Source organism: Wenzhouxiangella sp. YN9 (genome assembly GCF_056324165.1).
The window spans coordinates 208,573-222,015 of sequence record NZ_JBJNIP010000100.1 but is presented as its reverse complement, the minus strand read 5'-3'; the positions used below and the strand labels follow the sequence as shown (position 1 = coordinate 222,015).

At 64.7% G+C, this 13,443-nt stretch carries 11 protein-coding genes; 7 read left to right on the top strand and 4 right to left on the bottom strand.

The window, feature by feature from the left end:
• The first annotated feature begins 11 nt into the window (after nt 1–11).
• The 6 genes from tgt (at nt 12) to ACEWQ0_RS09430 (ending at nt 7,494) form a co-directional block, all read left to right on the top strand.
• Nucleotides 12–1,118, top strand: a complete 1,107-nt coding sequence (gene tgt / locus ACEWQ0_RS09455) for a tRNA guanosine(34) transglycosylase Tgt (RefSeq protein WP_476485195.1) — start codon at nt 12–14, stop codon at nt 1,116–1,118.
• 134 nt (nt 1,119–1,252) lie between these two features.
• Complete coding sequence (yajC, locus tag ACEWQ0_RS09450; RefSeq protein WP_476483448.1) at nt 1,253–1,585, top strand: preprotein translocase subunit YajC; 333 nt, start codon at nt 1,253–1,255, stop codon at nt 1,583–1,585.
• A gap of 69 nt (nt 1,586–1,654) precedes the next feature.
• Nucleotides 1,655–3,517 carry a protein translocase subunit SecD gene (gene secD, locus ACEWQ0_RS09445; RefSeq protein WP_476483447.1) on the top strand — a complete coding sequence of 621 codons (1,863 nt, stop codon included), beginning with the start codon at nt 1,655–1,657 and terminating at the stop codon, nt 3,515–3,517.
• 16 nt (nt 3,518–3,533) lie between these two features.
• On the top strand, nt 3,534–4,505 hold the full coding sequence (gene secF, locus ACEWQ0_RS09440) for a protein translocase subunit SecF (RefSeq protein WP_476485194.1): 972 nt from the start codon (nt 3,534–3,536) through the stop codon (nt 4,503–4,505).
• A 1-nt stretch (nt 4,506) separates the two neighbouring features.
• Complete coding sequence (locus ACEWQ0_RS09435) at nt 4,507–4,974, top strand: hypothetical protein (RefSeq protein WP_476485193.1); 468 nt, start codon at nt 4,507–4,509, stop codon at nt 4,972–4,974.
• Nucleotides 4,975–5,058: 84 nt separating this feature from the next.
• Nucleotides 5,059–7,494 (top strand): serine/threonine-protein kinase, encoded by a 2,436-nt coding sequence (locus ACEWQ0_RS09430; protein WP_476485192.1) that lies wholly within the window; start codon nt 5,059–5,061, stop codon nt 7,492–7,494.
• Between the two features lie 2 nt (nt 7,495–7,496).
• Here ACEWQ0_RS09430 and ACEWQ0_RS09425 read toward each other — a convergent pair whose 3' ends face one another.
• Nucleotides 7,497–8,072: an ECF-type sigma factor gene (locus tag ACEWQ0_RS09425; protein ID WP_476483443.1), complete on the bottom strand. Its 576-nt coding sequence runs from the start codon at nt 8,070–8,072 to the stop codon at nt 7,497–7,499.
• 168 nt (nt 8,073–8,240) lie between these two features.
• Here ACEWQ0_RS09425 and ACEWQ0_RS09420 point away from each other — a divergent pair, with 168 nt between their 5' ends.
• Nucleotides 8,241–8,744, top strand: coding sequence for a hypothetical protein (locus ACEWQ0_RS09420; RefSeq protein WP_476483442.1), 504 nt, complete (start codon nt 8,241–8,243; stop codon nt 8,742–8,744).
• Between the two features lie 107 nt (nt 8,745–8,851).
• Here the strand turns inward: ACEWQ0_RS09420 and hutI are convergent, their stop codons facing one another.
• The 3 genes from hutI to hutU all read right to left on the bottom strand — a co-directional run bounded on the left by hutI (nt 8,852) and on the right by hutU (nt 13,411).
• Nucleotides 8,852–10,087, bottom strand: a complete 1,236-nt coding sequence (gene hutI / locus ACEWQ0_RS09415) for an imidazolonepropionase (protein ID WP_476483441.1) — start codon at nt 10,085–10,087, stop codon at nt 8,852–8,854.
• Nucleotides 10,088–10,239: 152 nt separating this feature from the next.
• Complete coding sequence (gene hutH / locus ACEWQ0_RS09410) at nt 10,240–11,745, bottom strand: histidine ammonia-lyase (RefSeq protein WP_476485191.1); 1,506 nt, start codon at nt 11,743–11,745, stop codon at nt 10,240–10,242.
• Nucleotides 11,738–13,411: a urocanate hydratase gene (gene hutU, locus ACEWQ0_RS09405; protein WP_476485190.1), complete on the bottom strand. Its 1,674-nt coding sequence runs from the start codon at nt 13,409–13,411 to the stop codon at nt 11,738–11,740. The genes hutH and hutU overlap by 8 nt, the downstream gene beginning before the upstream one ends.
• Nucleotides 13,412–13,443 lie beyond the last annotated feature (32 nt).

The following is a 13,443-nucleotide window of genomic DNA, read 5'->3' as shown; positions in this document are numbered from 1 at the left end:
ATTGATTTCAGATGAATTTTGAGCTCCTCGCCAATGATCGCGATGCCCGTCGGGGGCGGTTGACCTTCGAGCGCGGCACCGTTGAAACGCCGGCCTTCATGCCGGTGGGAACCTATGGAACGGTCAAGGCGATGACGCCCGAGGAGCTGCGAACGATCGGCGCGGAGATGATTCTGGGCAACACCTTCCACCTGATGTTGCGTCCGGGCACGGAGGTCATCGCCGCCCACGGCGACCTGCACGATTTCATGGGCTGGAACGGGCCGATCCTGACCGATTCCGGTGGTTTTCAGGTTTTCAGCCTGGCCGACCGGCGCAGGCTGAGCGAAGACGGCGTGACTTTCGCATCGCCGGTGGATGGGGCCCGGGTGTTTCTCGGGCCTGAAGAGTCGATGGCGGTGCAGCGTGCGCTGGGTGCGGACATTGTCATGATCTTTGACGAATGTACGCCGTACCCGGCCACTCAGGCCCAGGCGCGCGAATCCATGGAGCGCTCCCTGCGCTGGGCCGAGCGTTCGCGTCAAGCGCATGCGGACAATCCGGCGGCGCTGTTCGGCATCGTGCAGGGCGGAATGTATCCGCAATTGCGCCGGCGCTCCAGCGAGGGGCTGCTCGAAATCGGTTTCGACGGCTACGCCATTGGCGGCCTGAGTGTCGGTGAGCCTGCCGGCGAACGGGAAGCGATGCTCGAGGCGACCTGTCCGCTGCTGCCGACCGGGCAGCCGCGGTATCTCATGGGGGTCGGGCGCCCCGAAGATCTGGTGGCCGCGGTGGCGCGCGGAGTGGACATGTTCGACTGCGTGATGCCCACGCGTAACGCCCGCAACGGCCACCTGTTTACCAGCCGCGGCGTGGTCAGGATCCGCAATGCCCGCCACACCAGCGATACCGGCCCGATCGACCCCGAGTGCGAGTGCTATACCTGTCGCCATCATTCACGCGCCTATCTCAAGCACCTGGACAAGTGCAACGAGATTCTCGGTCACCGCCTGGCCACCATCCACAACCTGCATTACTACCAGGCCCTCATGCAGCGCATGCGCCGCGCCATCGAGGCGGGAAACTTCCAGCGCCTGGCGCGGGAGCTGACCGCAGGCTGGGCGCGGCAGGACGCCTGAGCGCTGAAAGCGGCCGACCCGCCGGGCGGTATGGTCGTAGCCGGTCAGCTGTGCAATAATTGCGCGTTTGGATTCCTTCTCAGCGGTCCCAAGATACGCTGTGACGTGAAACGTTTTTTCTCAAGGAAGAATCTATGGATTTTCTGATCTCCAGTGCCCTGGCGCAGGATGCAGCGGGCCAGGCGCCCTCCATGCTCGGCAGCCTGCTGCCGCTGATCCTGATTGTCGTCATCTTCTGGTTCTTGCTCATTCGTCCGCAAATGAAGCGCAACAAGCAGCATCGCGAGCTGGTTGCCGCCCTGTCGGCGGGTGACGAGGTGGTAACCGCCGGCGGCATGCTCGGCAAGATCACCGAAGTGGGCGAGAGCTTTGTTTCCGTGGAGCTGACCGAGGGGGTGATCATCAAGGTGCAGAAGCACTCGGTGGCGCAGGTCGTGCCGAAGGGAACGATCGACTCTTCGAGCTGACCGGGTATTCATGCCTTGCAGGCCCGGCGCTCGCTTTCCAAATAATCAGAACCAACGAATGATTGACTCATGAATCGATTTCCACCCTGGAAGTACGCCCTGCTGATCATCGTGCTCGGCCTCGGGCTTGTGTACGCCCTGCCAAACATCTACGGCGACGATCCGGCTGTTCAGGTCTCGTCCGCGCGCGGCTTCGATCTGCAGCAGGAGCTGGTCGGCCAGGTCGAGCGAACGCTCGAATCGGCCGGTATCGAGCACGGGCGCAGCGAGTTCTCGCCGCAGCGGATCCTGATACGCTTTGCCAACAGTGACCGGCAGCTGCGGGCCGCCGACGCCCTGCGCGATGCCCTCGATGACGATGAGTATGTCGTCGCCCTGAACCTGGCGCCGGCCACGCCGGCGTGGCTGGCGGGGCTGAATGCCGAGCCGATGGTGCTTGGGCTGGATCTGCAGGGTGGTGTGCATTTTCTCATGCAGGTCGATATGGAGGCCGCCCGCAAACAACGCCTCAACAGCTATGTCGATTCCATCCGCGGCCTGCTGCGCGACGCCGGCATCCGCTATCGCTCGGTGCGTGTTGCCGGCAAGACGGTGGTGGCCGAGCTGCGTACCGAAGAACACCGCAACGAGGCGCGCGAGATTCTCACGCGCGAACTCGAGGGCCTGAGCATCGAATCGGCTGACAGCGGGCAGACCCATAACCTGCGTGCGAGCATCACCGACGAGTTTCTGCAGGAGGTTCAGCAGAACGCGCTCACGCAGAACATGACCACCTTGCGTGCCCGCGTCAACGAGCTTGGCGTGGCCGAGCCGGTCATCCAGCAGCAGGGCGGCAACCGTATCGTGGTGCAGCTGCCGGGCGTGCAGGATACCGCTCAGGCCAAACGCGTGCTGGGGGCAACGGCAACCATCGAGTATCGCGCGGTCGATGAGCAGAACGATCCCTACGAAGCCGAACGCACCGGCCGCGTGCCGCCGGGTTCCATGCTTTATCACATGCGCAGCGGCGAGCCCATTCTCCTGTCGCGCGAGGTGATTGCATCGGGTCAGAACCTGATCGGCGCAGCCGCCGGCTTCGACCAGCAGTCGGGCCAGCCCAACGTGGTGGTCACGCTCGACGGCGAGGGTGCCCGCCGCATGCGTGATCACACCAGCCAGAATGTCGGCAATCGCCTGGCGGTGGTATTCATCGAATATCGCCCGGAAACCAGAATGGTCGACGGCGAGGAAGTGCACAGCACCCGCCGCGTGGAAGAAGTGGTTTCCGCCCCGGTCACGCGCGAGCCTTTCGGCAAGCGTTTCCAGACCACGGGCCTGGGCTCGGCAACCGAAGCTGCCCAGCTGGCCATGCTGCTGCGCGCCGGTGCGCTGGCAGCGCCAATGCAGATCATCGAGGAGCGAACGGTCGGCCCCAGCCTGGGTCAGGACAATATCGATCAGGGCTTCATGTCGGTCGTGATCGGTTTCGCGCTGGTGCTCATCATCATGGCGGTTTACTACAAGGTCTTCGGATTGATCGCCAACCTTGCTTTGACTGCCAACCTGGTATTGATCGTTGCTCTGCTGTCGCTGCTGGGCGCGACGCTGACCCTTCCGGGGATTGCCGGGATCGTGCTGACCGTCGGCATGGCCGTCGATGCCAACGTGCTGATTTTCGAACGTATTCGGGAGGAGCTGCGTAACGGCAACACGCCGCAGGCATCCATCCGCTCCGGCTATGAGAAAGCGTTCTCGACCATCGCCGACGCCAACGTCACCACGCTGATCGCCGCCATCGTGCTGTTCATGTTCGGTACCGGCTCGATCAAGGGTTTTGCGGTGACGCTCAGCCTGGGTATTGTCACCTCCATGTTCACGGCCATTCTGGGCACGCGCGGCGTGGTTTCGCTGGTCTACGGCGGCCGCAAGCGCGTCAAGTCACTGGCCATCTGAGGAGCGTCGAATCGTCATGGATATCTTGAAACGCCAAACCCGCATCAACTTCCTGCGCTACGGCAATGTCGCCCTGGTGATCTCTGCGTTGGTGCTGATTGCCGGCATCGTATCGCTGTCGACGCGCGGCCTGGACTTCGGGCTGGATTTCACCGGCGGCACGCTGATCGAGCTGCATTACCCGCAGGCGCCGGAGCTCAACGACATTCGCCAGACGCTGGAGTCGAACGGCTTCGAGGACTTTGTCGTGCAGGCCTTTGGAACCGCCAGCGACGTTGTCATCCGCATTCCGGTAGCCGACGATGGCGAATCCAGCGCGGACATCAGCACGCGGGTGCTGGAGGCGCTGTCGGAATCCGCGCCGGGTATCGATATGCGCCGGGTCGAGTTCGTCGGGCCGCAGATCGGCAAGGAGCTTGCCGAGCAGGGTGGCCTGGCCTTGCTCTACGTGCTTATCGGCGTGCTGCTCTATATTTCATTCCGCTTCCAGTGGCGATTCGCTGTTGGCGCCGTAGGCGCGCTTGTCCACGATGCCGTGCTGTTGCTCGGGCTGCTGTCGATCTTCCAGGTCAGCTTCGACCTGACCGTTGTGGCCGCCATCCTGGCGATGATTGGTTACTCGCTCAATGACACCATCGTGGTCTACGACCGTCTGCGCGAGAATTTCCAGACCAAGCGCAAGGGCAGCGCGTTTGAGTTGACCAACCTGTCCATCAACCAGATGCTCGGTCGAACCGTGATGACCTCGCTGACAACGCTGGTAGTCCTGATCGCGCTGTTCTATTTCGGCGGCGAAATCATCCACGCGTTCGCCTTCACCCTGATCATGGGGGTCGTCATCGGCACGTATTCGTCGATCTACATAGCCGGCAGTCTTGCGGTCAAGCTGGGCGTGTCAAAGCAGGATCTGATGCCGGTGCAGAAAGAGGGCGTCGATCAGCCGGATCAGGAGATCCTGCCCGAGCGTTTCCGCAATCGGGGCGCCTGACATGCGGGCCCTGCGGGCTTGCGTGCTGTTTGTGCTGCCAGCCATGCTGGTGGCCAGCGCGCTGGCCGAGGGGTCGAATGAAGAAGCCCGATACGCGGTGGCCATGGAGCTGTGGGTTGACGGTGAGCTGCGCGGTACACCTTCGGTGGTGACTGTGGCCGGTCGGCCAGCGTCCGTTGCAGTGGCCGATGCCTCCGAGGGCGACGGCTGGAAGATCGAGCTGCGGGTCGAGCCACCCGTGGTATCCGAGGGAGCGCCGGTGGGCGCCATCTGGCTTGAGTTGTCGGTACACGAGCGCCGCGACGGTGACTGGGAAGTTCTGGCCGACTCCCTTCTGGGCGTGCCCGAAGGGCGGAGCGCGACGATGTCGGTGGTGGCACCTGGAGTCGATCAAGCCGAGCCGGAGAACAGCCTGCTCCATCTCACGGCCCGGGCCTCTCGTGTGCCGCCGGAAACTCCCCGGACCTGATTGCGAGTCGCCTTTGCGGTCTGGCGCCGAGCACTCCCTCTGGCGTAATCTGGCGTCTCACCCCCATCAGCCGATCCGCTTGGAATGAGCGAGTCTGACGCCAGGCAACGTTATCGTCGCGCCAAGGCCATCGTGAACGAGGTCATCGATGGTCCGCGGTCGGAACGGGCAGCGCTTGTTGCTCGGCGCTGCGCCGACGATGAGATGCTCCGGTACGAGGTCGAGTGGCTGCTCGCAGCCGCTGAAGACGGCGCCGACGACGAAGTGCCGGAAAACTTCCAGCGAGCGGCCCGCAGTGCGCTTCAGGAAGTCTCGTTTGAAGTGCCACTGCCGCGCAACTACCGTCTGCTCAAGCGCCTGGGGCAGGGCGGCATGGGCATGGTCTATCTGGCCGAGCGCATCGATGGCGACCTGCGCCAGCCGGTCGCCTTCAAACTGCTGCACTTCAACGAAACTGACAACCCGGCGCTTGCGCAGCGTTTTGCGACCGAGCGCGCCATCCTTTCGCGCCTCAATCATCCCGGCATTGCCCGACTGCTCGACGGCGGAATGACCCGCGAGGGACGGCCCTTTCTCGCCACCGAGTTTGTCGACGGCGAACGCATTGACCACTGGGCCGCTCGAAAGCGTGACCGCAATGACGTCCTGGAGCGTTTCATCAGGGTGGCCGAAGCGGTCGATTACGCTCACCGCCACATGGTCATTCATCGCGATATCAAGCCGGCCAACATTCTGGTCACGCCCTCGGGTGATCCGCGCCTGCTCGACTTCGGTGTGGCCGGCCTGCTCGACGATGAGGCCGGTTCGGAGGATGGCGACAGCCGCGCGCTGACGCCGGGTTATGCCAGCCCCGAGCAACTGCGCGGCAAGGGGTTGAGCGCGGCAACCGATGTCTATTCGCTGGGCGTAGTGCTCTACGAACTGCTCGCCGGGCGGCACCCTTTTGCAGGCTTCGAAAATGATTCGGACCTGTCCCGTTGCGTGCTGGAAGGTGGTTATCCCGCGCCCGTTGATCGCCATGGCCGGCAGCTTCCGGCGGCACTGGCGGCGAGCGTCGAGCGGGCCATGCAGGTCGACCCCCGGCGGCGCTATCCCACAGTCGGCGCTTTTGTCGCAGACCTTGGGCGTTTCCTGGAGCATCGCCCCGTCAGCGCCCTCGATGGCGGCATTTTCTACCGGGCGGGCTGTTTCGCCCGTCGCCACCGCGCCAGTCTGGGGCTGGGGGTGGCCGCGGTCGTGCTGCTGACGGCATTCATGGTCAACCGGGAGGTGCAGCTTGAACGCATCGCCTGGGAGCGCGATCGTGCCGAAGCCGTCACTGACTTCATGTCCGGTTTGATTGCCGGTGCCGACGCCTTGCCGGCACGCGGGCGCGATGTGACGGTGCGTGAAATCCTGGATATGGGCGCCCGCCGGCTCGCCGCTTCCGAGCGCGAGCACCCCGCCGCACTGGGGGAAATGTATCTGGCGCTGGGGCAGGCCTACAACGCGCTGGGCCTGGGTGAGCAGGCACTGCCGCTGCTCGAGCACGCGCGCGACAGTCTCGACGGACGGGCGCCGCCGCGCACGGTGGCCATGATCCAGTCTGAACTCGCCGCGGCCTACGATTCGGCCGGCCGCGCTGCCGAGGCCATTGCCGCCGATGAGCGCGCCATCCGTCTGCTGGAAGACAGTGTGGGTGCGCAATCGCCGCAGGTCACGCGTGCAAGAATTCGGCGGCTGCGCAACATGGCCAACGTGTTGGATCAGGCGCCAGACGGAATCATCCGCCAGCTGGAGTCCATTATCGAGCGGGTCAAGGCGCAGCCGGCGCCCGATCAGCAGCTGCTGTTCGATGCGCGCTCCGCTCTGGTGGGCGCTCGGGTCACCGCCGGTGAGCAGGAAGCCGCCCTGGACGACGCGCTGCGCGCCCGCGAACTGGCCGAGCTTCTTTACGCGCGCGACGATCCGCGCCGGCTGCGCGGGCGCTATCTGCACGCCACCGCACTGATGCTCAGCCAGCCGCGGCAGGCCGTGGCCATGCTCGAAGCGCTGGTTGCCGATCACGCAGAGCTGGTGGGCCCCAGCCAGCGCATGGCCAACACCATCGGTAATCTGGGGGTGGCACTTTCGCGCCTGGAGCGAAACGAGGAAAGCATGGCCGCCTTTCGGCGTGCGGCCGACATGATCGAAGACACCGTTGGCCGCGATCATTATCTCTATCGTTTGTCGATGATGAATCTGGCCGCGATGCGTCTGCGCGTCGGTCAACCCGAGGAGGCCGAGCGGTTGCTGCAGGAGATTCTGCCGGGGCTCGAGCAGCGCCACGCGCGCGTGGGTGGCATCGAGACCTTTTATTGGGTCTTTACGCTGGAAGTGCTCGGCGGCGCCGAAGTGGCGCAGGGGCGGCTGGCCGACGCCATCACGACCTATGAACGCGCTCGCGATGCTCTCGCGCGCAATCCGGAGGCGTGGCCGGAGCTGCGCGAGCGCATTATCGGCAAACTGACGGATCTGGAGCGCGAGCTCGGTCGTTCCTGACCTCAGTCTTCACCCAGGCGCCGCTTGAGCCAGGCGCGCGCCATGCGCCACTCGCGGGCGACGGTCGAGCGCGACAAATCCATGGTCTCGGCGGTTTCTTCCATGCTCAGGCCGGCAAAATAACGCAGCTCCACAATGCGCGCCTGGCGCCCGTCGATTTCCGCCAGCTGCTCCAGAACCTCATCGATGGCGATCAGCTCGAGCCCGAAGGCCTCGCCGGCAGTGGCATCTTCAAGGTCGACGCGCTGCGCTTCCTGCGGGCGCTTGTCGGCGTTGCGGCGGCGCGCGTAGTCGACCAGTACCCGCCGCATGACCGTGGCGGCGACCAGCACGAACTCACGCCGATCCTCCCAGCTCTCGAACTCCTGGCCGGCCAGCCGCAGATAGGCCTCGTTGATCAGGGCGGTGGGCTGCAGGGTGTGGTCGCGACGCTGGCGCGCCAGCTGTCGCGCAGCGAGCGCCTGCAGCTCGTCGTAAACCAGCGGCAGCAAGTGCGACAGGGATTTCTCTCCACGGCCCGCATGCTCCCGGACCAGGGTCTCGAGGTGTTTGCTGCGCTGTGGAAGATTACTGCTCATCGGTCGAGTCTGCTGTCGGGCTTGCCGGAGGTCACTGCCGGAGGGGAATATCCGGACACGGTTCACTTTACCACCGGTGCTGGATTAGAATGAAGGCTGACGCGCGTTCACCCGGGGATTGGTTTGCTTATGCCGATTTGGCGCTTTTGCACTGCTGCAATAGTCGTGTTGCTGGCTTCTTCCGCGGCGTTGGCCGAAGAAGCCTGCGTGATCGACGCTGATGAGGTGGCCGGTCGCGCCCCGGGAGACACCGTGCTGGCCGTTGCGCCGCAGGCAAACGCCGTCAGCGTGCAGTGCGGTGCTGGTGGCTTGACCGGGCTGTCCATTCGCCTGGCGGCCGGCGCCAGTCTTGAACAGAGGCTGCTGGTCGATCTGCCGGCAGGCGCTGTCGTCGATGTCGTCACGGTGGAAGACAGCCCGCACTGGTTGCGCATCCAGCCGTCGGTCGAAGGGCGGCCGGACGCCGGCCTCACCCTCGTGATACGCGCTCCCGCAGACAGCGAAGCCGGCTGGCGGGGCACGGCCGAGGTGGTTTTCGACGCCGCCGGCCAACGCCCTCGGGTCTACCTCCCCGTCGAGCTTCTGACTATCGATCCCGAGTCGCTGTTTCGAGACGGTTTTGGCCCCGATCCGCATCCCACCATCGGCCAATTCAGTTTCGCGGGCGATTGACACGCCGCGCCGGCACGGCGAACGCCGTTGACGCTCGTTACCTGGCGCAGCAGCCCAAGCATCCGGACCGGATGCATTGGGCGAATGCGCCACCGTTCTGTGCTCGATCAGTCCCCCGGGCGGTCGGGTTGGCGCAGCCAATCGCCCGACTTCAGCGTGCCAATGCAGGCATTGGGTCTGAAGTGATAGAGCCAGTGATTGATATCCGGTGCGTCGATGACGGCCAGGTCGGCGGCGTAGCCGGGCTGCAGGCTGCCTTGTGATGCCTCGAGGCCAATAGCGCGGGCGGCGTGGGTGGTCGCGCCACGCAGCACTTCGGCCGGGCTCATGCGCTGGTGTACGGCGGCCAGGGTCATCGCCAGGTGCAGGTGGTAGCTCGGAGCCGTACCGGGATTGAAGTCGGTGGCCACGGCTACGCGTGTACCGGCCTCGATCCAGCGTCGTGCGGGCAGGAAGGGCTCGCGCAGATACATTGACGCAATCGGCAGACTGACGGCCACCGTACCGGCCTGCGCCATGGCCGCAATATCTCCGTCGCTTGCATACTCCAGATGTTCGGCAGAAACCGCCCCGAGCTCGGCAGCCAGGCCGGCGCCGCCGCCGGACGACAGCTGGTCGGCGTGAATCTTGAGTCCCAGCCCCTGGGCCTGCGCGGTTTCCAGAATCTGGCGCCCTTCTGCGAGCGTGAAGGCATTTTCTTCGATGAACACATCGCAGAAGCGCGCCAGTTTTCGTTTGGCGACTTCGGGAATCAGTTCCTCGCACAACAGGTTGATGTATTCATCGCGTCGCTGGCGGTATTCGACCGGAACCAGATGGGCACCCAGAAAAGTGGGCACGATATCCAGCGGCTGCTCTTCGTTGAGCCGGCGATAAACCTCAAGCTGTTTGATCTCGTCATCGCGGTTGAGGCCGTAGCCCGACTTGGCCTCGACGGTGGTGATGCCCAGTTGCGCCATGTCAGCCAGTGCCTTGCCGGCTTTGGCGTGCAGTGTGTCGAGATCGGCCTGACGCGTGGCGCTGACGGTGGCATTGATGCCGCCCCCGGCCGCCTGGATATCCTGGTAGCTGGCGCCCTCCAGCCGGGCGGCAAACTCGTCGCCGCGCCAGCCGCCAAAACACAGGTGCGTGTGGCAGTCGATCAGTCCGGGCACGACGCAGCCGCCGCCGGCATCGAAGCGCTCGGCATCGGCGTACTCGGCCGGCAGATCAGCTTCCGGCCCGGCATAGCGAATCGCGTCGCCCTCCCAGACCACTGCAGCGCGTTCGATTGCATCCACCTCGTCGTGCGCGCCGTCGGCCGGCACGCGGTAGAGAGTGGAGATGTTGGTAAGTGATTTCATGAAAACCTCAGATCAGAACCTGAAGATCAAAACCTTTTTGTCCACAGATGAACACAGATAAGGAAAACAACGACAAGCAAGAAAAAATAGCGACTTCCTCGGCACGGTTCTATCTTTTTCAACCGAGCCCGCAAATGGATCACAAGCAGGGCTCATCGAAGCCCGCCGACGACCGACTTCACCGATGCCACCAATTCGCCGGATTGCAGCAGCCGGGTGCAGGTATCGATGTCGGCGCCGACCTCGTAGTCTTCTTCGGCGTGGTTGGCGTGAGCGCGGACGAATTCGTGTGCGGCGAGCACGCCGCGACCCGGCTTGAGCGGCTGGCGAAAATCCAGCGCCTGGGCGGCGGTGAGCATTTCCACGGCCATGACGCGCTCGACGTTGTGCAGCACGCTCAAGAGTTTGAGCGCGCTGATCGAGCCCATCGAGACATGGTCTTCTTGGCCCAGGCTGGTGGGGATGGAGTCGACGCTGGCGGGGTGGCACAGCACCTTGTTTTCGCTCACCAGGGCGGCCGCGGTGTACTGCGGGATCATGAAGCCGGAGTTGATGCCGGTGTCGCTCATCAAGAGCTTTGGCAGGCCGTCGTGGCCTTCGAGCAGCAGATAGGTGCGCCGCTCGGAGATGCTGGCCAGCTCCGACAGCGCGATGGCGGCGTAGTCGAGCGCCAGCGCCAGCGGCTGGCCGTGGAAATTGCCGGCCGAGACCGTGTCGCCGTCGTCGAACACCAGCGGATTGTCGGTGACCGAGTTGATTTCGCGCTCGACGACCTCGGCGGCGTGTGCCAGGGCATCGCGGCTGGCGCCGTGAACCTGGGGAATGCAGCGCAGGGAGTAGGGGTCCTGGACCTTGCCGCAGTGGCGGTGTGATTCCAGAATCTCGGAATTGTCGAGCAGCTGCCGGACGTTGGCGGCTACCGCCTGCTGGCCGGGGTGCGGACGCACTTCGTGAACCCGCGCATCGAAGGGCTTTGCCGAGCCCTGCAGGGCCTCCAGGCTCATGCCGGCGAGAATGTCGGCGGCGGTCAACAGGTGGCGGGCGCGCTCGAGCACGAACGCACCGTAGGCCGACATCAACTGGGTGCCGTTGATCAGGGCCAGGCCATCCTTGGCGGCGGGCTCGGCGGCTTCAAGACCGTGTCGGGCCAGCGTGGCACTTGCCGGCTCCGGGCCGGTTCGCTCGGCGTTCCAGCACTGCCCCCGGCCGATCAGCGGCAGGCTCATGTGCGCCAGCGGGGCCAGGTCGCCCGAGGCGCCGACGCTGCCGCGGCTGGGAATGAAGGGCAGGATATCGAGCTCGCAGAACCTCAGGAGCTGCCTGAAGATCGGCAGCGAAATACCTGAATTTCCCAGCCCAAGGGCGTGAACCTTGAGCTGCATCATCAGCCGCGTGATCTCGATGGGCACGGGCGCGCCCGTGCCGCAGGCGTGCGACAGCAGCAGGTTGCGCTGGAGCTGGCCGAGCTGATCGTCGTCGATGCGCTTGCTCGCCAGCGCTCCGAAGCCGGTATTGACGCCGTAGATGGCATCGCCGCTTTCGAGCGCGCGCTCGACAACGGCGCGTGAGCGCTCCACGGCGCCGTCGTCGGCCCGCAGCGCGTTCAGCCCTCGCTCGAGGTCGGCGTACAGGGTGTCGATGGTCAGAGCGTCATTCATGCTTGCCGTCCAGCATCGGAATATCGACGCCGCGCTCGCGCGCGATTTCGATCGCTTCGTCGTAGCCGGCGTCGGCGTGGCGCATCACCCCCAGGCCGGGGTCGGCCGTGAGTACGCGCTGCAGCCGCTCGTAGCCGGACTGCGTGCCGTCGGCGAGCGCGACCATGCCGGCGTGCAGGGAGTAGCCGATGCCCACGCCGCCGCCGTGGTGGAAGGAGACCCAGCTGGCGCCGCAGGCGGTGTTGGCCAGGGCGTTGAGTATCGGCCAGTCGGCAATTGCGTCCGAACCGTCCTTCATGGCCTCGGTTTCGCGGTTGGGCGAGGCTACCGAGCCGGTGTCGAGATGATCGCGGCCAATGACGATGGGGGCGTCGACCTTGCCTTTCTCCACCAGCCAGTTGAATTTCTCGCCGGCTTCGGCGCGCTCGCCGTATTCCAGCCAGCAGATGCGCGAGGGCAGGCCCTGAAAGTGGATCTTTTCCTGCGCCTGGTGGATCCAGCGCCGCAGATGCTCCTTTTCCGGAAACAGTTCGAGGATGGCCTTGTCGGTGGCGGCGATATCTGCCGGATTGCCCGACAGCGCGGCCCAGCGGAACGGCCCGGCGCCGCGACAGAACAGCGGCCGGATGAAGGCGGGCACGAAGCCGGGAAAATCGAAGGCGTTTTTCATACCGCGCAGATCTGCGACCTGGCCTCTGAGGTTGTTGCCGTAGTCGAAGGTGATCGCGCCGCGTTCCTGCATTTTCAGCATCGCATCGACGTGAATCTCCATCGAGTCGAGCACGCGCTCGTCGTAGCCCTTCGGATCCTTTTCGCGCATGACCCGGGCATCGTCGAGAGAAAGGCCGGCGGGGATATAGCCCGTTCTCAGGTCGTGAGCAGAGGTCTGATCGGTGAGCGCATCGGGGATGATGCCGCGCTCGAGCATTTCGGGCAGCACTTCGGCGATGTTGCCGAGCAGGCCGACGGAGACGGGCTCCTTTGCGTTCTCGATGATCTCCATGGCTTCGTCGAGGCTGTTGGCCTTGCGGTCGCAATAGCCGGTCTCCACGCGCCGATCGATGCGCGTTTCGTCGACTTCCACGCCAATGCAGTGGCCCTCGTTCATGGTCACGGCCAGCGGCTGGGCCCCGCCCATGCCGCCCAGGCCTGCGGTGACCGTCAGCCGGCCCTTCATCGAACCGCCGAAATGCTGACGGGCGAGTTCGGCGAAGGTCTCGTAGGTGCCCTGGACGATGCCCTGCGAGCCGATGTAGATCCACGAGCCGGCGGTCATCTGGCCGTACATGGTCAGGCCCTTGTCCTCGAGGTCGCGGAAGGTGTCCCAGTTGGCCCAGCGCCCGACCAGGTTGGAGTTGGCGATCAGAACGCGCGGCGCCTGGTCGTGGGTGCGGATCACGCCGACCGGCTTGCCCGACTGGACCAGCAGGGTCTCGTCGTCTTTCAGCCGCTCGAGCGTGCTGATGATGGCGCGATAGCTGTCGTGATTGCGCGCAGCCTTGCCGGTGCCGCCGTAGACGATCAGTTTGTCGGGGTGTTCGGCCACCTCCGGGTCGAGATTATTCATGAGCATGCGCATGGCCGCTTCCTGGTGCCAGCCGCGACAACGCAGTGAGGCACCGCGAGCGGCACGCACACGAGAGGTGGACGGATCTTGCTGAGTCATGGTATTCCTGTGGAAGTTCTGAACACTGATCC

Excerpts from the sequence above, each read along its gene's own strand:
- secD (WP_476483447.1), top strand. The coding sequence starts at position 1,655 with ATGAATCGATTTCCACCCTGGAAGTACGCCCTGCTGATCATCGTGCTC.
- ACEWQ0_RS09425 (WP_476483443.1), bottom strand. The coding sequence starts at position 8,072 with ATGAGCAGTAATCTTCCACAGCGCAGCAAACACCTCGAGACCCTGGTC.
- tgt (WP_476485195.1), top strand. The coding sequence starts at position 12 with ATGAATTTTGAGCTCCTCGCCAATGATCGCGATGCCCGTCGGGGGCGG.
- yajC (WP_476483448.1), top strand. The coding sequence starts at position 1,253 with ATGGATTTTCTGATCTCCAGTGCCCTGGCGCAGGATGCAGCGGGCCAG.
- hutH (WP_476485191.1), bottom strand. The coding sequence starts at position 11,745 with ATGAATGACGCTCTGACCATCGACACCCTGTACGCCGACCTCGAGCGA.
- hutU (WP_476485190.1), bottom strand. The coding sequence starts at position 13,411 with ATGACTCAGCAAGATCCGTCCACCTCTCGTGTGCGTGCCGCTCGCGGT.
- ACEWQ0_RS09430 (WP_476485192.1), top strand. The coding sequence starts at position 5,059 with ATGAGCGAGTCTGACGCCAGGCAACGTTATCGTCGCGCCAAGGCCATC.
- ACEWQ0_RS09435 (WP_476485193.1), top strand. The coding sequence starts at position 4,507 with ATGCGGGCCCTGCGGGCTTGCGTGCTGTTTGTGCTGCCAGCCATGCTG.
- secF (WP_476485194.1), top strand. The coding sequence starts at position 3,534 with ATGGATATCTTGAAACGCCAAACCCGCATCAACTTCCTGCGCTACGGC.
- hutI (WP_476483441.1), bottom strand. The coding sequence starts at position 10,087 with ATGAAATCACTTACCAACATCTCCACTCTCTACCGCGTGCCGGCCGAC.